The sequence below is a fragment of the Pseudomonas peradeniyensis genome (genome assembly GCF_014268935.2).
Classification (GTDB): domain Bacteria; phylum Pseudomonadota; class Gammaproteobacteria; order Pseudomonadales; family Pseudomonadaceae; genus Aquipseudomonas; species Aquipseudomonas peradeniyensis.
Map to the genome: position 1 here is coordinate 1,497,603 of NZ_JABWRJ020000001.1, position 21,209 is coordinate 1,518,811.

General features: G+C 66.3%; 22 protein-coding genes and 1 pseudogene. 20 read left to right on the top strand and 3 right to left on the bottom strand.

Annotated features, from left to right (window positions below; translation table 11 throughout):
- Positions 1-162: 162 nt before the first annotated feature.
- The 20 genes and pseudogenes from HU751_RS06460 (at position 163) to HU751_RS06555 (ending at position 16,964) form a co-directional block, all read left to right on the top strand.
- The gene (locus tag HU751_RS06460) at positions 163-984 is read left to right on the top strand and encodes a shikimate 5-dehydrogenase (protein WP_186735572.1); all 822 of its coding nucleotides are present in this window, start codon (positions 163-165) and stop codon (positions 982-984) included.
- Between the two features lie 68 nt (positions 985-1,052).
- Positions 1,053-1,139, top strand: a pseudogene (locus HU751_RS06465) (DUF3077 domain-containing protein); the annotation flags it as partial.
- A 388-nt stretch (positions 1,140-1,527) separates the two neighbouring features.
- On the top strand, positions 1,528-3,507 hold the full coding sequence (locus tag HU751_RS06470) for a cytochrome D1 domain-containing protein (RefSeq protein WP_186735570.1): 1,980 nt from the start codon (positions 1,528-1,530) through the stop codon (positions 3,505-3,507).
- Complete coding sequence (locus HU751_RS06475; protein WP_186714338.1) at positions 3,504-4,157, top strand: SCO family protein; 654 nt, start codon at positions 3,504-3,506, stop codon at positions 4,155-4,157. The genes HU751_RS06470 and HU751_RS06475 overlap by 4 nt, the downstream gene beginning before the upstream one ends.
- Positions 4,154-4,810 carry an SCO family protein gene (locus HU751_RS06480; RefSeq protein WP_186735568.1) on the top strand — a complete coding sequence of 219 codons (657 nt, stop codon included), beginning with the start codon at positions 4,154-4,156 and terminating at the stop codon, positions 4,808-4,810. The genes HU751_RS06475 and HU751_RS06480 overlap by 4 nt, the downstream gene beginning before the upstream one ends.
- An 83-nt stretch (positions 4,811-4,893) precedes the next feature.
- The gene (locus HU751_RS06485) at positions 4,894-6,468 is read left to right on the top strand and encodes a cytochrome c/ABC transporter substrate-binding protein (RefSeq protein WP_186735566.1); all 1,575 of its coding nucleotides are present in this window, start codon (positions 4,894-4,896) and stop codon (positions 6,466-6,468) included.
- A 21-nt stretch (positions 6,469-6,489) separates the two neighbouring features.
- Positions 6,490-7,131 (top strand): SurA N-terminal domain-containing protein, encoded by a 642-nt coding sequence (locus tag HU751_RS06490; protein ID WP_186735564.1) that lies wholly within the window; start codon positions 6,490-6,492, stop codon positions 7,129-7,131.
- A 239-nt stretch (positions 7,132-7,370) separates the two neighbouring features.
- Positions 7,371-7,904, top strand: a complete 534-nt coding sequence (locus tag HU751_RS06495) for a response regulator (protein ID WP_186714335.1) — start codon at positions 7,371-7,373, stop codon at positions 7,902-7,904.
- A gap of 54 nt (positions 7,905-7,958) precedes the next feature.
- Entirely contained in the window at positions 7,959-9,704 is a 1,746-nt protein-coding gene (locus HU751_RS06500) for a GspE/PulE family protein (RefSeq protein WP_225933230.1), read from the top strand.
- Positions 9,685-10,467, top strand: coding sequence for a hypothetical protein (locus HU751_RS06505; RefSeq protein WP_186735562.1), 783 nt, complete (start codon positions 9,685-9,687; stop codon positions 10,465-10,467). The genes HU751_RS06500 and HU751_RS06505 overlap by 20 nt, the downstream gene beginning before the upstream one ends.
- Position 10,468: 1 nt before the next feature.
- Positions 10,469-11,011, top strand: coding sequence for a PilN domain-containing protein (locus HU751_RS06510; protein ID WP_050705925.1), 543 nt, complete (start codon positions 10,469-10,471; stop codon positions 11,009-11,011).
- Positions 10,998-11,549, top strand: coding sequence for a GspMb/PilO family protein (locus tag HU751_RS06515; RefSeq protein WP_186735560.1), 552 nt, complete (start codon positions 10,998-11,000; stop codon positions 11,547-11,549). The genes HU751_RS06510 and HU751_RS06515 overlap by 14 nt, the downstream gene beginning before the upstream one ends.
- A complete protein-coding gene (locus tag HU751_RS06520; RefSeq protein ID WP_186735558.1) occupies positions 11,549-12,052 on the top strand; it encodes a hypothetical protein in 504 nt (167 codons plus the stop codon). The genes HU751_RS06515 and HU751_RS06520 overlap by 1 nt, the downstream gene beginning before the upstream one ends.
- Positions 12,049-13,926 (top strand): secretin GspD/PilQ domain-containing protein, encoded by a 1,878-nt coding sequence (locus HU751_RS06525; RefSeq protein ID WP_186735556.1) that lies wholly within the window; start codon positions 12,049-12,051, stop codon positions 13,924-13,926. Before HU751_RS06520 ends, HU751_RS06525 begins: the two co-directional genes overlap by 4 nt.
- Positions 13,923-14,396, top strand: coding sequence for a type II secretion system protein (locus HU751_RS06530; RefSeq protein WP_186735554.1), 474 nt, complete (start codon positions 13,923-13,925; stop codon positions 14,394-14,396). Before HU751_RS06525 ends, HU751_RS06530 begins: the two co-directional genes overlap by 4 nt.
- Before the next feature lie 5 nt (positions 14,397-14,401).
- On the top strand, positions 14,402-14,776 hold the full coding sequence (locus HU751_RS06535) for a type II secretion system protein (protein ID WP_186735552.1): 375 nt from the start codon (positions 14,402-14,404) through the stop codon (positions 14,774-14,776).
- Positions 14,751-15,272, top strand: coding sequence for a type II secretion system protein (locus tag HU751_RS06540; protein WP_186735550.1), 522 nt, complete (start codon positions 14,751-14,753; stop codon positions 15,270-15,272). The genes HU751_RS06535 and HU751_RS06540 overlap by 26 nt, the downstream gene beginning before the upstream one ends.
- Positions 15,269-15,664: a curli production assembly/transport protein CsgE gene (gene csgE, locus HU751_RS06545; RefSeq protein ID WP_186735548.1), complete on the top strand. Its 396-nt coding sequence runs from the start codon at positions 15,269-15,271 to the stop codon at positions 15,662-15,664. Before HU751_RS06540 ends, csgE begins: the two co-directional genes overlap by 4 nt.
- The gene (locus HU751_RS06550; protein ID WP_050705917.1) at positions 15,661-16,080 is read left to right on the top strand and encodes a curli assembly protein CsgF; all 420 of its coding nucleotides are present in this window, start codon (positions 15,661-15,663) and stop codon (positions 16,078-16,080) included. Before csgE ends, HU751_RS06550 begins: the two co-directional genes overlap by 4 nt.
- Positions 16,081-16,112: 32 nt before the next feature.
- Entirely contained in the window at positions 16,113-16,964 is an 852-nt protein-coding gene (locus HU751_RS06555) for a CsgG/HfaB family protein (RefSeq protein WP_186735546.1), read from the top strand.
- A gap of 60 nt (positions 16,965-17,024) precedes the next feature.
- Here HU751_RS06555 and HU751_RS06560 read toward each other — a convergent pair whose 3' ends face one another.
- The 3 genes from HU751_RS06560 to HU751_RS26790 form a co-directional block, all read right to left on the bottom strand.
- Positions 17,025-17,969, bottom strand: coding sequence for a hypothetical protein (locus HU751_RS06560; protein WP_225933231.1), 945 nt, complete (start codon positions 17,967-17,969; stop codon positions 17,025-17,027).
- Between the two features lie 251 nt (positions 17,970-18,220).
- The gene (locus HU751_RS06565) at positions 18,221-19,144 is read right to left on the bottom strand and encodes a hypothetical protein (RefSeq protein WP_225933232.1); all 924 of its coding nucleotides are present in this window, start codon (positions 19,142-19,144) and stop codon (positions 18,221-18,223) included.
- A 4-nt stretch (positions 19,145-19,148) separates the two neighbouring features.
- Positions 19,149-21,023: a hypothetical protein gene (locus tag HU751_RS26790; RefSeq protein ID WP_225933233.1), complete on the bottom strand. Its 1,875-nt coding sequence runs from the start codon at positions 21,021-21,023 to the stop codon at positions 19,149-19,151.
- Between the last annotated feature and the right edge of the window lie 186 nt (positions 21,024-21,209).

Below are 21,209 nucleotides of genomic sequence, written 5' to 3' on the forward strand. Positions count from 1 at the left end.
GGCGAACACCTCGCAAGACAACCCCACGCACGGGGCCTGATAACTATGACCGCAGCCACGGTAAAGTGCGCGCTGGCAAAGGGTAAAGGTTGTGTAAGGGGCGACCGGCGGCAGGGTCTGGTACGCTGGCGCAATCGATTCAGCCATGACAGAGGAACCGCGATGAGCCATTCACCGAGCCGGGACACGGTGCTGTGCATCTCCCTGGCAGGGCGCCCCGGGACGTTTGGCGTGCGCTTTCACAACCATCTATACCGCCAGCTCGGGCTGGATTACTACTACAAGGCCATGACCACCCAGGACCTGCCCGCCGCCGTGGCCGGCATCCGCGCTTTGGGCATCCGCGGCTGCGGCGTGTCGATGCCGTACAAGGAGGCGTGCCTGGCGCTGGTGGACGAGGTCGATCCGTCCGCCGCGGCCATCGCCTCGGTGAACACCCTGGTCAACACCGATGGCCATCTCAAGGCCTACAACACCGATTACCTGGCCGTGCGCCAACTGTTGGCCCGGCATGAGGTCGATCCGAGCACCGCGTTCGCCCTGCGCGGCAGCGGCGGCATGGCCAAGGCGGTGGCCAGTGCGCTGCGTGACGCAGGATTCCGTGAGGGCACCATCGTCGCCCGCAACGAGCAGGCCGGGCGGCAGTTGGCGGACATCTGCGGATATCGCTGGCTGCCGGACCTGGGCGACCGGTGTCCGCCGATGCTGGTCAATGTCACGCCGATCGGCATGGCCGGAGGGCCTGAAGCCGAGCAGTTGGCGTTCAGCGAAACCGCCATTGCGGCGGCGCAGCAGGTATTCGACGTGGTGGCCATGCCCGCGCGCACGCCCTTGATCCGCGCCGCCGAGGCGCTGGGCAAGCCGGTGATCACCGGGCTCGATGTCATCGCATTGCAGGCGCTGGAGCAGTTCGTGCTGTATACCGGGGTGCGGCCAACGGCTGAGCAGGTGGCGGCGGCAGTGGCACATGCCCGGGAGGTCTGACCTGAAACCTTGCCCCGAACATCAGACTTAACCGCTTCCTTCTGACCTTGGTTGGGGTAAGGGAGAGCGAACCACGCATGGTCTGGCCCGCTCACTATCTCAGTGCCCTGGCCAAGGCATTGATGGACGATACCGAATTGGGCAAGGTGCATTAAGCCTCACTTGGCTTGTAATCGCCGGGGTCGCTTTGCGACCCTTTCGCGACACAAGGCCGCTCCTACAGGGGCACGCGGTCTCCTGTAGGAGCGGCCTTGTGTCGCGAAAGGGCTGCAAAGCAGCCCCGGCAATCTTGAATTGGAGCGGCAATAGTCCAAAAAACGCAAAAACCTTGAAAAGGGGCGCTAAGCGCCCCCGTCTTTGGGGCAGCCTCCCCAGTTTTCTCTGCTTGTTTCTCCAATGCATTGATTTAAAACACTTTTATTGCTGGCATAACGCTTGCTTCCACCCTCCACAGAAGCCTTGAACCCCGTGGAGGTGCAGCATGGTCATCCCGCTCGAAGGCGCTGCCCCGTGCGCGCCCATCCCCGTCAGCGGAGCGCGGGCATGAACCGCAAGCTGCGCCCAGCCTACCTGGGCCTGCTGCTGGGCACCGCGCTGATCGGCCTCGGCGTGGCCTACGAAAAGCTCTGGTGCGACCCCCGCGAACTGCTGCAGGAGGCCGCCGATCCCCAGGCCTTGCACACGCTCAGCCGCGACGGCGTCACCGTGGAGTTCGAGGCGCGCCCCCTCAGCGGCGGTGAACTGCGTGAAGGCGATTTTGCCAGTATCCGCTTCAAGGTCAGCGACCAGTCAAGCGGCCAGCCGCTGTCGGGCATGGCCCCCGGCGCCTGGCTCGACCCCGCGCAGTCGGCGCCGGTCGGCGACCGCGACAGCAGCTGCAAGGCACGGGTGGCGTTGTTCCTCAAGAGCAGCATCGGCGCTCGACCTTTGCTCGATCTGAACAGCTACTTCCTGCTGGTGCTGAACAAGGACGCGAGCCTCACCGTGATCGACCCGACCGTGTCGGTGGGCGGGGTCACCAGCACCCTGGCGCGCATCGACCTGCCGGGTCGGCCCATGGACTGGGTGGCCACCGGTGACGATAAGCAGGTGTTCGTGTCCATCCCCGAACGCAACCAGGTGGCGCTGATCGACACCGAGACCTTCACCCGCGTGGCCACCCTGGAGGCCGGCGAGCAGCCGCTGCGAGTGGCGCTGCAACCCGACCAGCGCCTGCTGTGGGTGGGCAACAACAGCCAGGACCCGGCCAAGGGCGGGGTGACGGTGATCGACGTGCCCAGCCGGACCATGCTCAAGTCGTTCGTCACCGGCTCTGGTCACCACGAGATCGCCTTCAGCGCCGACTCGCGCTTCGCCTTCGTCAGCAACCGCGACGGCGGCACCCTGAGCGTCATCGACACCGCCCAGATGCGCCTGGTGAAGACCCTTGAAGTCGGCTCGCATCCGCTGTCGGTGGCCTACTCGCCCTTGTCGCAGGCGGTGTACGTGGTCGATGGCCAGGAGGGCACGGTGCGGGTGATCGACGCCCGCAGCCATAGCCTGCGCCACATGGTCAAGGCCGAGCAGGGCCTGGGGCCGATGCGCTTCAGCCACGATGGCCGCTACGGCGTGGTGCTCAACACCCTGGAGAACCAGGCGCTGGTGATCGATGCCAGTACCGACCAGCTGATCCACCGCATCCCGGTGGCCGCCGAGCCCTACCAGCTGACCTTTACCAAGGCCTACGCCTATGTGCGCGGCCTGGCTTCGCCGAAGGTCAGCATGATCAACCTGGCGAGCCTCGGGCAGGGGCGCACGCCGATCGTCCAGGGCTTCGAGGCCGGTCCGGCGGCGCCGCGCCAGGCCGGTGACCTGCCGCTGGCCCAGGGGGTGAGCATTTCCCGCGACGACAACTCGGTGTTCGTGGTCAACCCGGTGGACAACACCACCTACTTCTACGCCGAGGGCATGAACGCGCCGATGTCGGGCTACAACAACCGCGGCCACCAGGCGCGCGCCGCGCTGGTCATCGACCGTAGCCTGCGCGAGGTGGCGCCGGGGGTGTATGGCTCGACGGTCAAGCTGCCAGCGGCCGGCACCTTCGACGTGGCGTTCCTGCTCAACCAGCCGCAGATCATCCACTGCTTCAGCACCGAGGTCGCGGCGCTGCCGCAGTCGAGCCTGCGCAAGCGGGCCCATGCCGAATTCATCGGCACCGCCCGGCCGTTGCAGCAGCACGCGCCCTACATGGCCCAGGTACGCATCCTCGGCGAGGACGGCAAGCCGCGCCACGGGCTTGAAGACCTGAGCCTGCGCTATTTCCTGGCCCCTTCGTCGCTACCGCGCAACGTGGCGCTGGTCGAGGTGGGCGACGGGCTCTACCAGGCACCGCTGGAGCTGGCCGAGGCCGGCGCCTGGTACCTGCACGTGCAGTCGCCCAGCCTCGGGCGCGCCTTCACCGAAGACAACTACACCAGCCTGCGCGTCCTGCCGAGCGCAGCAAAGCCCAGCGCTTCCCAAGGGGAAGCCAGGAGTGTGCGATGACGCGTCTACATGGCGGAAAACTGCTGGGCCTGAGCCTGCTGCTGGCCAGCAACCTGGCCCTGGCCCACGCCGGCCACGATCACGGCGGCCAGCCCGAGCCACCACCGGCCGCACGCCAGGAGAAGGCCAGCGTGCGCTTCGCCGATGTGGCGCTGCTGGACCAGGACGGCATGCCGGTGCGCCTGGAGCAGGACCTGGTGGGGGATCACCTGGTGGTCATGGGCTTCATCTACACCAGCTGCACCACGGTGTGCCCGGTGGTCTCGTCGATCATGAGCAAGGTCCAGCAGCAGCTGGGCGGGCGGGTGGGCGAGGAGATTCGCCTGGTGTCGATCAGTGTCGACCCGCAGCGCGACGACTCGAAACGCCTGGCCGGCTATGCCCGGGCGTTCCAGCACGGGCCGGGGTGGAGCTGGCTGACCGGCTCGCCCTATGCCATAAGCGAGACGCTCAAGGGGCTGGGCAGCTTCAGCGCCAACCTCAGCGAGCACCCGCCGCTGATCCTGGTCGGTGACGGGCGCAGCGGGCACTGGACGCGCTACTACGGCTTCACCGACCCCAACGTGCTGATCGGCGAGATCAACCGCCTGAGTGCGCGCCGGGTGCACGCCAAGAGCACGGCCATCGCCGGCCAGGAGGTGCGGCCATGAACACGCAGACTTCCCGCCATGCCGGCATGCGCAGTCTCGACTGGCTGGTGCTCGGCGGCTGCCTGTGGATCCTCGCCTCGGTCGCGTTCGCCCACGAGGGCCACGCACCGGCGCCGCAACCCGCGCCGCAGCCCATGGTCAGCGGCGGCGGTACCCGCGATGCGCAGACCTGGTTCACCGACACCGTGCTCAAGGACCAGGATGGCCGCGAGTTGCGCTTCTACAGCGATGTGCTCAAGGACAAGGTGGTGATGCTCAACGTGATCTTCACCCACTGCAACGATGCCTGCCCGCTGATCACCCGCAAGTTGCGCGAGGTGCGCGAGGCCATGGGTGCCGAGCTTGCGGCGCAGGTGACCTTCGTCTCGGTGAGCAGCGATCCGCTGAACGATACGCCCGAGGTGCTCAAGGCGTTTGCCCGCAAGCAAGGGGTGGACGGGCCGAACTGGCTGTTCCTGACCGGCGACAAGGCCAGCGTCGACCTGGTGCTCGGGCGCCTGGGGCAGTTCCTGCCCAGCCCCGAGCAGCATTCGACGCAGTTGATCGCCGGCGACGTGGCAGGCAAGCGCTGGAGCAAGATCCGTCCCGACGCACCGCCTGCCGCCATCGCCCAGCGCATGCAGTTGCTGACCCAACCGCTGGCGGGGCGGTGACTACCATGTACTTGCCGACCCCTGTAGGAGCGGCCTTGTGCCGCGATCGGGCGCGAAGCGGCCGTAAATCAGGCGACGCCGATATGCCTGATATACCCCATCGCCTGTCATGGCGGCCGCTGCGCGCCCGATCGCGGCACAAGGCCGCTGCTACAGGGGCACTGTGGCTGGTACTGTGGCTGCTATGCACCCCAGCCCTGGCTCTGGACCTCACCGACCACGAACAAGCCGGCAAACGCCTCTACCGCGAAGGCCTCTCCAGCAGCGACGCCCAGTTGCTGGCCCGGGTCGGCCCCGCTGACATGAGCGTGCCGGCCAGCGTGCTGCCCTGCGCCAGTTGCCACGGCAACGACGGGCGCGGCCGCAGCGAAGGCGGGGTACGCCCGCCGAGGCTGGACTGGCAGCGCCTGGCCCTCGGCCCGGGCGATCGCGAGGTCAACAACCGACGCTATCCGGCCTATACCGAAGCCAGCCTGGCGCGGGTCGTGCGCAGCGGCGTCGACCCCGCTGGCAACCGGCTGGACCCGGCCATGCCGCGCTTCGAGCTGAGCCTGGCCGACCAGCGCAACCTGGCGGCCTACCTCAAGCGCCTGGGCGAGGACCGCGACCCGGGCGTGGAGGAGGGCACCCTGCGCCTCGGTACCTTGCTACCTGAACAGGGCCCGCTGGCCGAGGCCGGACGGACGGTGAGGGCGGTGCTGGAGGATGGTGTCGCCCAGCTGAACCAGGCGGGGGGCATCCATGGCCGTCGCTTGCAGTTGATGGTGATGGACCCGGGGCCGGATCCGGCCAGTACCGCACAGGCGCTGGACCAGCTGATCCAGCGCGAGCGGGTTTTCGCCCTGATTGCGCCCGTGGCACCGCTGCTCGACAGTCGCCAGCTGGAACAGGCGGGCCTGCCGCTGATCGGCGCCACGCCACGCAGTGGCGGCAGCGCCCAGGTGTTCGACCCTTTGCCGAACGTGCCCGAGCAATTGCTCAGCGTGGCCTTGCATGCCCGCGACAGCCTTGGCCTGGCACCCGATGCCGTGCAGGTGATCTATGCCGGCGACGACCAGGCCGCGGCGGCGCAGGTTGTACAGCAGCGCTTGCGCCAGTTGGGCTTTACCGGCGTCTCCGCGCAAGCGTTCACCGGCCAGGCGCTGGCAGGCGAGGGCATCGTCTTCCTGGGGCGCGCCCAGGCGTTTGCCGAGCTGGCCGCCAGCCTGCAGGCCGCCGGCCGCAACCCCTACCTGCTGGCCGCGTCGAACCAGGTGGCCGGTGCCGTACCGGGGCTGGCACCGGCCTGGTCGCGGCGGGTGCTGCTGGCCTATCCGTTCGTGCCCGGCGACTGGACCGCACGGGGCCGGGCGGCCCTGGTTGGCGTGCAGCAGCGCCAGGGGCTGGAACCGCGCCAGGCGTCGTTGCAGGTGAGCACGCTGTGCGCCTGGCAGTTGCTGGTCGAAGCCTTGAAACAGGTGGGGCGCGACGCCAGCCGTGAACAGTTGCTCGGCGCCCTGGAACAGCTGCATGACGTCGACACTGGCCTGACGCCGCTGCTGGGCTTCGGCCCCGGACGTCGCCAGGGCATGGCCGGCGCGCATGTGGTGGCGGTGAGCCTGCCGGGGCCGGGCTATGTCGAGGTGGCGCCGTATCGTCCGGTACCGGACTCACCATGACCCCTTCAGGAGTGGATGACCATGCGTGTACTGATTGCCTGCCTGCTGTCGCTGCTTACGCTGGCAAGCCACGCCGACACACCGGTGGCGCGGGTCAATGGCGTGGACATCGGCGCGCTGCGCCTGGAGCGATACTTCAGCGAATACCTCCAGGCCCAGGGGCGGGCGGTGGCGAGCATCCGCAACCCCAACCTGTACCAGCGCCTGCGCGAGCAGGCCCTGGACGAGCTGATCGACAAGGAGCTGCTATGGCAGGAGGCCAAGCGCCAGGGCGTCGAGATCAGCGAGGCGCAGCTGACGGCGCGGGTGAGCGAGGTGGAGGCGGCCTTCGGCAGCCCCGCGGTGTTCGAGCGCCGCCTTGAGGAGGCGGGCTTCGATCGGCGCAGCTTCGCTGACTACACTCGTCAGGAGATGGCCGCCCAGCAGGTCTACGCCCGGCTGACGGCGGTGGTCGAGCCCGGCGAAGCCGAGGTCGCGGCCTTCCATCAGGCCAATCGGCAAAGACTGCAAGGGATGCAGAACCAAAGTGATAATACTTCTGTCTTACCTGAACACGGCCTGCGCCTGGCCAGGGCTGCGCTCGTCGCGCAATTGCAGGCCCAGGCGCGGCAAGCGGTGCGCCAACGTTTGCGTGATTCCGCTACAGTGGAGCGCGCCGATTGAAGCGGCGCCAGGGCGTTCCCCCACTGTTGGGGAATGCCCCAAAGGCAAAGTGCCATCAGCTTCCCCGGTTGTGGGGGACGGCCTGCCGGCACGGCCTGAAGTGGATTGAAAGCGACAACGATATCAATGACTTGAAAGCGGTGCGCAATGACTTTTCATGCCTGGCACGAAGCCTGCTCAAGCCTCTACAAGGCCGCACTTCGCAGACCGGGAAACCGGGCAGTTCATGGGAGTGGACCTTGGTGAACAGAGTATTGGTAGTCGATGACGAACAGACCCTTGCGCAGAACCTGCAAGCGTATCTGCAGGCGCAAGGCCTGGAGGTCCATCTCGCCCATGACGGTGCCAGCGGCATCGATCAGGCCGAGAGCCTGGCACCGGACGTGATCGTGCTGGATTACCGCTTGCCCGACATGGAGGGGTTTCAGGTCCTGGAGACCGTGCGCAGGAACAGGTCGTGTCATTTCGTGCTGATCACCGCCCACCCGACCGCCGAGGTCCGTGAGCGCGCCGCCGAGTTGGGTGTGACCCATGTCCTGTTCAAGCCGTTCCCGCTGATGGAACTGGCCCGCGCCGTCTTCGACCTGATGGGCATCGAGCGCCAGCGCAGGAGCACCGACCAGCCGGCCGCGGGGTTCGTCGAACGACGCCAGAACAGGAACGAGTCGTTCCCCTTGCAGTTGTACGATGGCAGCTGGGTCCTGGCCGACCGCCGACGCAACGGCGCCAAGCCAGGCGAACCTGACGACGAACAACTGCTCACCGGGGAATAGCGGCGCCCAAGGTCCCCCAGCCTGCGGCGCCGCCCCTGAGCGGAGTCGCAGGCCATGTCCCAGGCATTCGATACAGATCCACTGGACCCATCGCGGGGCAAGCCAGCTCCCACGGAATCGGCTGCGTGGGAGCGGGCTTGCCCCGCGATTGCCGGCTACCCCCGCGACCTCCTGGCCCAGGCCCGCCAGCAAGCTGGCGAAGAGCGCCTGCTGGCCTGCCTGGAACGCCTCTCCAGCGACACCCCCGCCACCTTCACCCAGCGCCTGGCCGTCACCCTTCACTACCCTATGCTCGCCACCCAGGCACTGTTCGCCTGCACGCCGGCCTTCGACCAGGTCAGCCTGGCGCAATGCCTGAAGCGTGAATTCGCCTTGGTCGAGCACGATGGCGAGCGGGTCGGCGTGTTCGCCGACCCCTTCGACAGTGCCCGCCTGGCCTGGATCGACGACTGCCTACAGGGCGCGCCGCTGTACCTGGTCCATGCCGCCGACCTGGCCGCGTTCCTGGCCCGCCACGAAGAGAGCTTCCACGCCGTCGACGCCCTCGGCCACGACAGTGAGACCGGCGGCGAGGCCGACCCGCTGCAGCGCCTGTCGCTGACCAGTATCAGCGAAGACCAGAGCCGGGTGGTCAAACTGGTCAACTCGACCCTGTACGACGCCCTTAAGCTGCACGCCAGCGACATTCACCTGGGCATGACCGGCCAGGGCCTGACCATCAAGTACCGCATCGACGGCGTGCTCAACGGCGCCGGCAAGGCCAGCGGCAGCGCCTTCGCCGAGCAGGTGATCTCGCGCATCAAGGTCATGGCCGAACTGGACATCGGCGAGAAGCGCGTGCCCCAGGACGGGCGCTTCAAGGTGGCCATCGGCGAGCGGCAGATCGACTTTCGCGTCTCGATCATGCCGAGCATCTTCGGTGAGGACGCGGTGCTGCGGGTGCTGGACAAGCAGGACCTGTCCGACCAGGTCAGCGGCGTGCAGCTGCAGGCCCTGGGTTTCGAGGAGCACACCCTGCGCGCCCTGCGCCGCCTGGCCAGCGAGCCCTACGGCATGATCCTGGTCACCGGGCCCACCGGCAGCGGCAAGACCACCACGCTGTACGCCATGCTCAGCGAGATCAACCACGGCGTCGACAAGATCATCACCATCGAGGACCCGGTCGAGTACCAGCTGCCCGGCGTGCTGCAGATCCCGGTCAACGAGAAGAAGGGCCTGACCTTCGCCCGCGGCCTGCGTTCGATCCTGCGCCACGACCCGGACAAGATCCTGGTCGGCGAGATCCGCGACCCGGACACCGCGCAGATCGCCGTGCAGTCGGCGCTCACCGGGCACCTGGTGTTCACCACCATCCACGCCAACAACGTGTTCGACGTGATCGGCCGCTTCAGCCAGATGCAGGTCGACCCCTACAGCTTCGTCTCGGCGCTCAACGCCGTGCTGGCCCAGCGCCTGGTGCGCCTGGCCTGCCCGCATTGCGCGGCGCCCTGCGAGCCCGACGACGAACTGCTGGCCGCCTCGGGCCTGGCCCGTGACGCGGTGGCCGGCTGGCGCTTCGTGCGCGCCCAGGGTTGCGGCCAGTGCCGTGGCAGTGGCTACCGCGGGCGCAACGCCATTGCCGAGCTGCTGCACCTGGACGACGACCTGCGGCAGATGATCGTCGAACGCCGCCCGCTCGCGCAGATCAAGCAGCTGGCCTGCCAACGCGGCCTGCGCCTGCTGCGCGCCTCGGCCCTGGACCTGGTTCGCGACGGCCGCACCACACTCGAGGAGATCAACCGTGTCACATTTATCGCCTGATCGGTATTGCGCCGTGCTCGGCGCCGAGGGTGTCGGCCTGGGTCGCTGGCACGGTCATCAACACCAGTGGCTGGGCAGCCGTGCCTTCAGCTGCGACGCCGCCCAACCCGCCTGGGCCCCGGCCCTGGAGGCCCTGGCCGGCCTGCTCGGCGAGCACCCGGCACGCGGCGCGCAGCTGCGGGTGCTGCTCTCGGCCCGCTACAGCCGCTTCTGCCTGGTGCCCTGGAGCGACGCCATCGGCACCCCGGGCGAGCTGGACAGCTACGCCCGGGCCTGCTTCGAGCATCTCTACGGGCAGACCCTGGATGACTGGCGCATCGTGCTGTCGCCGGAGCCGGCGGGGGCCGCGCGCATCGCCACCGCGCTGCCCGAGGCGCTGCTCCAGGGCCTGCAGGCCCTGGGCCGCGAAAGCCGCCTGAGCCTGCGTTCGGTGCAGCCGTACCTGATGGCCGCCTACAACCGCTGCTCGGCGCAACTGGCCCAGGGCGACTTCCTCTTCGTGCTCGCCGAGCCGCGCCGCAGCGTGCTGCTGCTGGCCGCCGGTGGCGCCTGGCAACAGGTGCTGGCCCAGGGCTGCGCCGACAGCGACCAGGCCCTGCAGGCCCTGATCGAGCGCACCTGCGAGTTGTACGGCGAGCAGCTGCCGCGGGTGTACCTGCACGCGCCGGGCCGCACGGCGGCCTCGCAGCTGGCGGCGGTGCAGCTGTGCGCGGCGAGCGCCGAGGCCGATCCGCTGTGCGCCATGTGGCGGGCGGTGGCCTGACATGCGCCGCCTCGACCTGGAATTCCAGCCCCGTCACAGCAGCCCCCTGGCCTGGTCGCTGTTGGCCCTGGGCGGTGCCGTGCTGGCGGTGCTGGTACTGGCCCAGCAGCAACTGGTGAGCGAGCAGGTGGACCTCGAAGGCCGCGTGCATCAGCTCGAACTCAAGCTCGGCCGGCGCCCGGCCACCGCCGCCGTGCAGAGCAGCGCGGTGATCCGCGAGCAGGCCGAGCGCCTGGCGCAGATGCGCAGCGTCTCGCAGCAGCTGCAGCGACCCTGGCAGCAACTGTTCGCCATGCTCGAGGCGATGCCCCAGGAAGACGTGGCGCTGCTCAGCCTCACCCCGGACGCGCGCAAGGGCCAGGTCCGCATCAGCGCCGAGGCGCGCAACCTCGAGGCGATGCTGCAGTACCACCAGCGCCTGGAACGCAGCAGCGAGCTGTCCGACGTATCGCTGCTCAACCATGAGGTGCTGGCCGGACAGGCCGAGCATCCGGTGCGTTTCAACCTCACCGCCACCTGGGAGACCGGCCATGCGCGTCCCTAGCCTGATCGTCCACGAAGCGCTGCGGCGCCTGGGCCGGGCAGGGCTGGCCGCAGTGCTGGTCGGCGCCCTGGCGCTGGCCGTCGCCCTGGCCGGAGTGCTGCCGCAATGGCAGGCGGTGCGCGAACTGCGTGCCAGCGAGGCCGACGCCAGTGCCCAGGTGCAGCGCCTGGCGCGTGGCGAGCTGAAGGTCCAGGCCCGGCCCGAGCAGCAGGCCCTGGACGAGCTGCGCCAGCAGCTGCCCGGCCAGCCTCAGGCCAGTGAGTTGATCGAGCGCCTGTACCACCTGGCCAGCGCCGAGCGCATCAGCCTGTCACGCGGTGAATACGCCCTGGGGGTGGACCCCAAGACCCAGCTGGCGCGCTACCAGATCGTCCTGCCGGTGCGTGGCAGCTACCCGCAGATCCGCGGCTTCCTCAAGGCCCTGCTCGGCCAGTTGCCGACCCTGGTGCTGGAAGACCTGGAGCTGCAGCGCAAGCGGATCGGTGACCGGGAACTGACCGGTCGTGTGCGCATGACCCTTTACCTGTCGAGGTCGTGATGAACACTCAGCGTGCGGTGACGTGGGCCGGGTTCCTGGGGTTGAGCGCCGCGCTGGCGTGGGCGCCGGGGCACTGGTTCGGCCTGAAAGAGGAGGTGGCCGACCCGATCGCGGGGCAAGCCCGCTCCCACGCAGCATCCACGGTCCCAGTGGGAGCGGGCTTGCCCCGCGATGAGGCCGCCAGCCCTTCACGCGACCTGTTCCCCAGCCAGCAATGGACCCCACCCCAAGCCCTGGCCACCGTCACCGAACAACCCGTGATCAACACCCCGGTGGCCGCCGCGCCCACCGCCCCGACGCTGCCGTTTCGCTTCATCGGTCGCATGGGCGAGCGCGACGACCTGCAGATCTTCCTGCAGAGCGGCGACAAGCTCTACGTCGTGCGCCAGGGCGACGTGATCGATGACACCTACCGTCTGGACCATGTCTCGGCCACCGAGCTGAGCCTGGTCTACCTGCCACTGCACCAGCCACAGACCCTGTCTGTCGGGAGCGCACCATGAAATCGTCGAAGTTGTGCAAGCCTGCGCCGTTCATGCTCCTGGCCCTGTGCGTGGCCATCGGCGGATGCGGCTCGAGCGCCGCGCGCAAGGATAGCCAGGAACTGATCAAGGAAGGCCAGTACGAGGCCGGGATCGCCCGCCTGGAAGAGGCCCTGCGCGAGGACCCGCGCGACACCGAACTGAACATCGCCCTGGCCCACGGCCGCCAGGCCGCGGTCGAGGCGCTGCTGACCCAGGCCGACAGCGACCGCGTGCGCCACGACTTCGCCGGCGCGCGCATGGGCTACGGCCGGGTGCTGACCCTCGAGGCGAACAACCGCCGCGCCCAGGAAGGCATCCGCCAGCTGGAACTGATCCGCACCCTCGATGATCGCGTCGCCCTCGGCCAGGCGGCGTTGCGCCAGGGCGACCTGTTCGGCGCCGAGCGCTACATGCGCGAGGTGTTGCGCCTGGATCCGCAGAACCAGAAAGGCCAGACCCTGCGCAGTGACATCGAGAACGTCCAGGCGCGCACCGCCACGCCGTACCCGCAGTTACGCAGCAAGCTGGAGCGGCCGGTGACCCTGGAGTTTCGCGATGCTGACCTCAAGACCATCTTCGAGGTGCTGGCCCAGGTCGCCGGGATCAACTTCATCTTCGACAAGGACCTGCGCCCGGACATGAAGGCCACCATCTTCGTGCGCGAGGTGCGTATCGAGGACGCCGTGGCCCTGCTGCTGGAGCAGAACCAGCTGCGCCAGAAGATCGTCAACGACAACACCCTGCTGATCTACCCGGACTCGCCGCAGAAGACCAAGGACTACCAGGAACTGGTCATGCGCACCTTCTACCTGACCAGCATCGACGCCAACACCGCGCTGAACATGGTCAAGACCATGCTCAAGACCCGTGACGTGTTCGTCGACGAGCGCCTCAACACCCTGACCATGCGCGACACCCCCGACGCCGTGCGCATGGCCGAGAAGCTGCTGCAGTCCCAGGACCAGTCCAACCCCGAGGTGGTGCTGGAGGTGGAGGTGATGGAGGTGGCCACCTCGCGCATCCTCGACCTCGGCCTGCAATGGCCCAACACCTTCGGCGTGCTGACCAGCGACGGCAAGTCGGTGAGCGTGCTCGACCAGTTGCGCGGCATCGACTCCAGCCGCATCAGCATCTCGCCGGCGCCACAGGCCAAGATCAACGCCCAGGACAAGGACATCAACACCCTGGCAAGCCCCGTGATCCGGGTCAGCAACCGCGAGCAGGCGCGCATCCACATCGGCCAGCGGGTGCCGATCATCAGCGCGACCTCGGTGCCCTCGACCCAGGGCCCGGTGATCACCGAGAGCGTCACCTACCTGGATGTCGGCCTCAAGCTCGAGGTGCAGCCCACCGTGCACCTGAACAACGAGGTGGCGATCAAGGTGGCCCTGGAAGTGAGCAACGCCACGCCCCTGGAGGCGACCCGCCAGGGCACCATTCCGGTCCAGGTCGACACCCGCAACGCCCAGACCAGCCTGCGCCTGCACGACGGCGAGACCCAGGTGCTGGCCGGGCTGGTGCGCAACGACCACAACGCCAGCGGCAACAAGATCCCGGGGCTGGGCGACATCCCCGGCCTGGGCCGGCTGTTCGGCAGCAACAAGGACGACATGAGCAAGTCCGAGCTGGTGCTGGCGATCACCCCACGCATCGTGCGCAACCTGCCGTACCAGAGCCCGTCGGACATGGAGTTCGCCACCGGCACCGAGTCGGCCCTGCAGGTGCGCCAGCTGGCCCAGCCGGTGCCGGCCAGCGCCGTGCCCACCGAGGTGCCGGGCAGCGAGTCGCAGGAGGCGCCGCTGGTGGAAGGGCAGATGGCGGTGGTGCCGGCCAGCCCGAGGCCGCGGCCATGACACGCCGCCAGCAGGGCTTCAGCCTGATCGAGGTGGTGCTGACCCTGGCGCTGCTCGGGCTGCTCGCCAGCATGGCCGCGCCACTGACCGAGACCGTGGTGCGCCGGGGCAAGGAGCAGCAGCTGCGCGAGGCCCTGTACCAGATCCGCGACGCCATCGATGCCTACAAGCGCGCCTTCGACGCCGGCTACATCGAGAAGCGCCTGAACGGTAGCGGCTATCCGCCGAACCTGCAGGTGCTGGTGGACGGCGTGCGCGATGTACGCAGCGCCAAGGGCGCGAAGTTCTACTTCCTGCGGCGCATCCCCCACGATCCGCTGCGCGCCGCCAAGGCCGACGACCAGGGCGGCTGGGGCCTGCGCGCCTACGACAGCGCGGCCGACAGCCCGCGCGAGGGCGAGGACGTGTTCGACGTCTACTCCAAGGCCGCCGGCAAGGGCCTCAACAACGTCCCCTACGGGCAATGGTGACGGCGATGAAACCGAGCAGAGGCTTCACCCTCATCGAACTGCTGGTAGTGATGGCAATCATCGCCACCCTGATGACCATCGCCATGCCGCGCTACTTCAACAGCCTGGAGGCCTCCCGCGAGGCCACCCTGCGCCAGAGCCTGGCGGTGCTGCGCGAGGCCCTGGACCACTACTACGGCGACACCGGGCACTACCCCGATTCCCTCGACCAGCTGGTCGAGCAGCGCTACCTGCGCAACACCCCGGTCGACCCGATCACCGAGCGCCGCGATGCCTGGCAGCTGGTGCCACCGCCCGAGGGCGTGGCCGGCGGTGTGGCCGACATCAAGAGTGGAGCCAGCGGGAGGGCGCGTGATGGCAGCCTCTATGCCGAATGGTGAAACCGGCTTCACCTACCTGGGCGTGCTGCTGCTGATCGCCGTCAGCAGCGTGGCCCTGGCGGCCACCGGCACCCTGTGGGCCACCAGCGTGCAGCGCGAGCGTGAGCGCCAGCTGCTGTGGGTGGGCGGCCAGTACGCCCAGGCCCTGCGCAGCTACTACCGCGCCTCGCCGGGTCTGGCCCAGTACCCGCAGGACCTGGGTGAACTGGTGGAGGACAACCGTTTCCCGGCGCCGCAGCGCCACCTGCGCAGGCTTTACCCGGACCCGGTCGGCGGTGGCGAAGCGTGGGGCCTGCTGCGCGCGGTCGATGGCCGCATCACCGGGGTGTACAGCCGCTCCGAGGCCACGCCGCTCAAGCGCAGTGGCTTCGACGCCCAGTGGAGTGCATTCGAAGGGCTGGAGCACTACAGCGACTGGCAGTTCGTCGCCGAGCAGGCCTTTGCCGAAAGCGCCGGTGGCGCCCGCCAGCACGCAGGCCCGGGAGAAGCGCCATGAAACGCCTGGCCGCGCTGCTGTGCCTGTGCCTGGCGCTGCTGCAGGGCCAGGCCCGGGCGGCTGCCGAGGACGAGATGATGGGTTTCATCGTCGACAACACCATCTCGCACATCGGCCACGACTTCTATCACGCCTTCAGCGACCGGCTGCGCGCCACCAGCCGGCTCGACTTCAACCTGGTGGTGCGCGAGCGCCCGGATGCCCGCTGGGGCAGCCTGGTGACGGTGGAATACGAGCGCGAGGTGCTGTACCGGCGTTTCCTGCCGCCCAACACCACGCAACTCAACGACGAGGCCATCGCGGCCGCCGACCTGGTCAGGCAGCAGATCGTCCAGCGCAAGCTGCAACGACTGCTGCAGGACACAACTGATCTTGAGAGGGACGAGCTATGAGCACCCACCTTGCACGACGCATCGCCGCCTGCCTGCTGGCCGCCGGCCTCGGTGGCCAGGCCCTGGCCACGGAGCTGGTGTACACCCCGGTCAACCCGTCCTTCGGCGGCAACCCGATCAATGGCACCTGGCTGCTGAACAACGCCCAGGCGCAGAACGACTACGACGATCCCGACCTCAAGGACCGCAGCTCGGCATTCGCCGGCACCTCGGCCCTGGAGCGCTTCAGCAATCAGCTCGAGTCGCGCCTGCTCGGGCAGCTGCTGGACAACATCAGCAACGGCAACACCGGCAGCATGTCCACCGACGCCTTCCTGATCGACGTCATCGACGACTCGGGGGCGCTGAGCATCAAGGTCACCGACCGGGCCACCGGGGAAGTCTCGATCATCGAGGTCAGCGGCCTGAACCCCTGAGAGGGACGGGTCTTTACTGGGGAGAGAACGCCATGAAACGCCTGCTGAGCACACTGCTGGTCCTCGCCGCCCTGGGTAGCCTGCCAGGCTGCGGCCTGCGCGAGCCGATGCCCGCCGAACAGGACCCCGAGACCCCGACGCTGACGCCGCGGGCCTCGACCTACTACGACCTGGTCAACATGCCCCGGCCTCGCGGCCGGTTGATGGCGGTGGTGTACGGCTTCCGCGACCAGACCGGGCAGTACAAGCCGACCCCGGCCAGTTCGTTTTCCACCAGCGTCACCCAGGGGGCGGCGAGCATGCTGATGGACGCGCTCAACGCCAGCGGCTGGTTCGTGGTGCTGGAGCGCGAGGGCCTGCAGAACCTGCTGACCGAGCGCAAGATCATCCGCGCCTCGCAGAAGAAGCCCGATGTCGCGGAAAACATCCAGGGCGAATTGCCGCCGCTGCAGGCGGCCAACCTGATGCTCGAGGGCGGCATCATCGCCTATGACACCAACGTGCGCAGCGGCGGCGAAGGTGCCCGCTACCTGGGCATCGGCCTGTCCCGCGAGTACCGGGTCGACCAGGTCACGGTCAACCTGCGGGCGGTGGACGTGCGCACCGGCCAGGTGCTGGCCAACGTGATGACCAGCAAGACCATCTACTCGGTCGGGCAGAACGCCGGGGTATTCAAGTTCATCGAGTTCAAGAAGCTGCTCGAGGCCGAGGTGGGCTACACCACCAACGAGCCGGCGCAGCTGTGCGTGCTGTCGGCTATCGAAGCCGCGGTGGGCCACTTGCTGGCCCAGGGGATCGAGCGGCGGTTGTGGCAGGTGGCGGGGGATGGGGCGGGGGACAAGGCGGTGCTGGACAAGTACCTGAGTCAGTATCAGCAGCCGTGAGAGGGCCGCTATGTGGGGGCGGTATCGGCGATTATCCGCATCAGGCACTTCACCGATGTTTCATGCTCCACGCACCGGAGGGTTCGGCAGGATGGCTTCGTAGAGCCCCTCTGGCATGGCCTCCGGGTTGTACTTGCAGACAGCGATCAGAAAGCGTTCCAGCAGCTCTTCTTTATCAAGCCGGGTGCCCGGCGGGCAGGTGAGCGCCGCATAGGGGGTTGTCATCAATGGGTGATCGATGAAGGGATTAGCCAGCTTCAGTGATCGTCGCAGGTTCAGGATGGCGAGAATCTCTGCAGGGTAGACGGCCTCGAAGGGAGAGCCGAATTCGAAGTTACCTGAATCAAGTTCGCGGGAGTTGAGGGCGATGCGCTCGACATGGGTGTCGCAGGCTGCCATCAGGATGGGCAGCAGTCTCTCTGGATCGGGCTCGCGCCAGTGGGCGACCAGTTGACCCCAGGCTGGGTCACGGGGCAGGGCATGCTTGTCGAGGTCCAACGGCTTGCCGAGCCAGTTGCCAATGATCGTGAGCCCGAAGGCAGCGTAGCGCAGAGTGGTTCCTAGAGGTAAGTTATGTCCGTCGTCAACTCCGTAGCCATTATCAATAGCGGAGAGTATCGCTCGATACATTGGTTCGATAGTGTTGAACTGCCCTGTGGATAAGGCACAGAGCATCACATGAGTGACTCCATCCAGATCCTGTGTGGATTTTTTCGAGGTTCCTTTAAGGCTAGAAATTCTTATGGAGGTTGCTACTAGCATTTTCATGGTTGCTGATCCTAGACTTAAAGCCGCATTGCGAGGTGCTGCTGTCAAAGCCAAGTGCATGCTCTTGCCTACCTCATTCATGCCTATTCTAAAAAGTTCGTTGCAGACTGTTGGGAAATTATCTCCCGTCTCGTAATAGGATTTTAGAATGTGTTCTCTGACTATCAGGTCGTCGGAAGCCCATTCGGTGATATTTGCTTTGCTGGCATTTAAGCGATTTTTCTGCTTGGTTTTCATTTTTGGTTCCAGGTTTTTAGTTGAATGCCATTGTTTTTTGGTTGGCATGCTTAGATTGCCGCTTATGTCGAAAACCTGTGTGTGGATGTAACTTATTTTTCTGTTTCATGATTATCCATCACGGCTTCTAGTTTGTTGGAGAAGATAGAACCCATTGCCCGAGGGATGGGGGCTCATGCCGAGGATGTTCTCCGGCTTGACCTTCCAGTGGCTGACCAGCGCTCTGTGGACGCATGGGACGATTGCTGGGCTCAACCTAATGGCGGCTTCTGCAGTACTGCTTCGTAGAGCCCCTCTGGCATGGCCTCCGGGTTGTACTTGCAGACAGCGATCAGAAAGCGCTCCAGCAACTCATCCCTTTCAAGTCGGGTGCCCGGCGGGCAGGTAAGCGCCGCATAGGGGGTTGTCATCAATGGGTGATCGATGAAGGGATTAGGCAGCTTCAGTGATCTCCGCAGATTCAGGATGGCGAGAATCTCGGCAGGGTAGACGGCTTCGAAGGGAGAGCCGAATTCGAAGTTACCTGAATCAAGCTCGCGGGAGTTGAGTGCAATGCGCTCGATATGGGTATCGCAGGCTGCCATCAGAATAGGCAGCAGTTTCTCTGGATCGGGCTCGCGCCAATGGGCAACCAGTTGGCCCCAGGCTGGATCACGGGGTAGGGCATGCTTGTCGAGATCCAGTGGTTTACCCAGCCAGTCGCCAATGATGGTCAGGCCAAAGGCTGCATAACGTAGAGTAGTACCAATAGGAGGAGTATGACCGTCTCGAACACCATAACCATTTTCCAATCCGGAAAGTACGGTGCTGTGGAATGGGGCAATCAAACTGATCTCGCCAGTAGCTAGCACGCCAAACATGACTTGTACAATACCATCCAGGGTCTCAAAGGAGACATTCTGGGTATGCTTAAGTCGTTTGATCAGTATGGAGTCAGCTATTAATAGATTTGTGAATCCCAGTGCAAGTCTTCTGGATGCTGCTGACTGTGGAGGGTTGGATGGTGTTCTGAAAATTCTACCTATTTCGGTCATTCCATGTTTGAAAATCTCGTTTGCAGCCCTTCCAATGGAGCCTGTTCCATTTAGATATGATTCAATATTCTCATGGTTTAGTGGGAGTTCGCTCAAAGCCCAGGAGGGTAATGTGGCTAAGCTTTTTCTTAGACGGTTCATGAAGTTACCAGTTGTTTATCTGAATGCCAGTGGGGTTGCCAACCAAGGTGTTTGGTTGACCATTGGGGTTGAAAAATACCTGTGCGTGCAGGAAGGAAAGTTTCTCGTCAAGTAGGCCATTCTCAACAGCCTGCAGTTTGGAAGCGACTTCAGGGTCTGCTTTCCTTAGGTTGTCAATTGTCCAACCCTGATGTTGCCTTGTGATTAGCCCTTGGATACGCCGTAAATTTTCCGATCCTCCGACTGCCTGCGTCTTTAGAAACCCCGGCGTCTTGGTTTTCCCCAACGTCGTCTTCACCTCGATCACCAACAACGTCCCCTCGGCAAACTGCAACTCTTCCATCGGCGCCACCCCCTTGATCCCGTCGATGTGATGCCGCATCTGCTGGTTCGTCGGGTTGCGCACGCTCATCGATGGCGGTGGCGGCACGTAGACCAGCATGTCGATGCCCTGGTCGCTCTTGTTCTTCAAACCGAACTGGCTGGCTCGCGAGGGATGGGGGCTCATGCCGAGGATGTTCTCCGGCTTGACCTTCCAGTGGCTGACCAGCGCCGCGGCCAGTGCCTCTTCGCCTGCATCGGCCACCACCCGGGTCAGGCCGCCGCCCATGCGCACCGGCCCGACGGCGTGGCTGATCAGCGCCACCAGGCGGTCGCGCATCGTCGTGGCCATGTAGGCGTAGTCGGCACGCCCGCCGACCACCTCCAGCGCTATCCGGCTGGCGTTGCGGTCGATGGCGTGCAGCTCGCTGGCGCGCACCGCCAGCCCGCCGTCGCGGGCCGGGCGGTCGATGCGGGTCTCGAGCACGCTGACCTCGCCGGCCTCACGCCGGCCCAGGCGGCGTACCTGCTCCTCGGTCAGCGCGGCGTTGTCCAGGCGTACCGTGGTGACGCTGCCGGGCCGCAGCTTGTGCATCAACCAGCGCGCGCCGCCCAGGGCGTTGGGCAGCAGCAGGGCCAGGTTGATGGCCATGAACACCTGCTTGCCCCGGGCCTCGGCGGTGGTGGGGTTGGCCAGGCTGGCCAGCTCGGTGAAGAACGCCTCGCCGATGCTCAGGCCTTCGCCGGTGATCATGCGGCTGCTGCCGTCGACCATGGCGTCGGCGGCCAGGGCGCCCTCCAGGGCGAGGAAGGCGTAGCGCCCGGCGCTGACGCCGCCGCGAATGCCGCGCACCACCGGTACCGTGGCCAGCAGGCCGAGGGCGAGCTCGGCGGCGCCCTTGACGCCCTCCCAGGTGCGCGACCTGGCCTTGGCCTCGGCGAAGTGGGCGGCCAGTTGCGTGCAGGCCTGGTCGACGGGGTAGAGGCCGCTGGGCGAATGCCAGGTGTAGGGCGGGCTGATGTGCCGTTCGCCCTGGTCGTCCAGGTACTCCTCGCGAGGGGCTTCGGACCAGCGGGCGTGGGTGAAGGTGGCGAAGTAGATGCTGTGATCGGCGAAGAAGAAATTGCTGTGCAGTTCGAAGCCCATGCCCTGGTGGGTGCGCACGCCCATGTGGTCGAGCACGGGCGGCGCCAGGTCGTCCAGGCGCATCTGCTCGTCGATGCAGACCAGCTGCAGTTTTTCGCGCGCGGCGAAGGCATGGAACTCGGCGAGCCAGGCATCGCCGTAGGTGCTGCCGGCCTGCTCCAGGACCTGCTGCAAAAAGGTGTCGCGATGGTTGCGGGCCGTGTCGCGGATCCATGGGTTGTCGCGGAACCAGGCGGGGCCGACGCCCTGGCGTGGAATGCCCAGCAGGAAGTCGCAGCCCTCGTCGCCCTCGAGGGAGAACATCGCGCCGGGGAGGGTGCAGGGGATGCACAGCTCGACGGGCTTGGGCAGGTTGCCGTCGAGGACGTCCTGGTAGATCTTGTCCTGGGATGAAAGGGCTGTTTCAGGCATGCGGAACTGCTTCCTTGAGTACGCGTACGGGAAGCGGCCGAGGGGCGTGGCCGCTTTGGTGCTTGTCGGGAGTGACAGCTTGGAGGGACACCCCCAGTGGTAAGCACGATAGAAAAGAGGCAAGGGGACGTCTTGCCATACGCGTCCTAATGCTGTGTAGGAAGTTTCTCTAGAAACGATGACTGC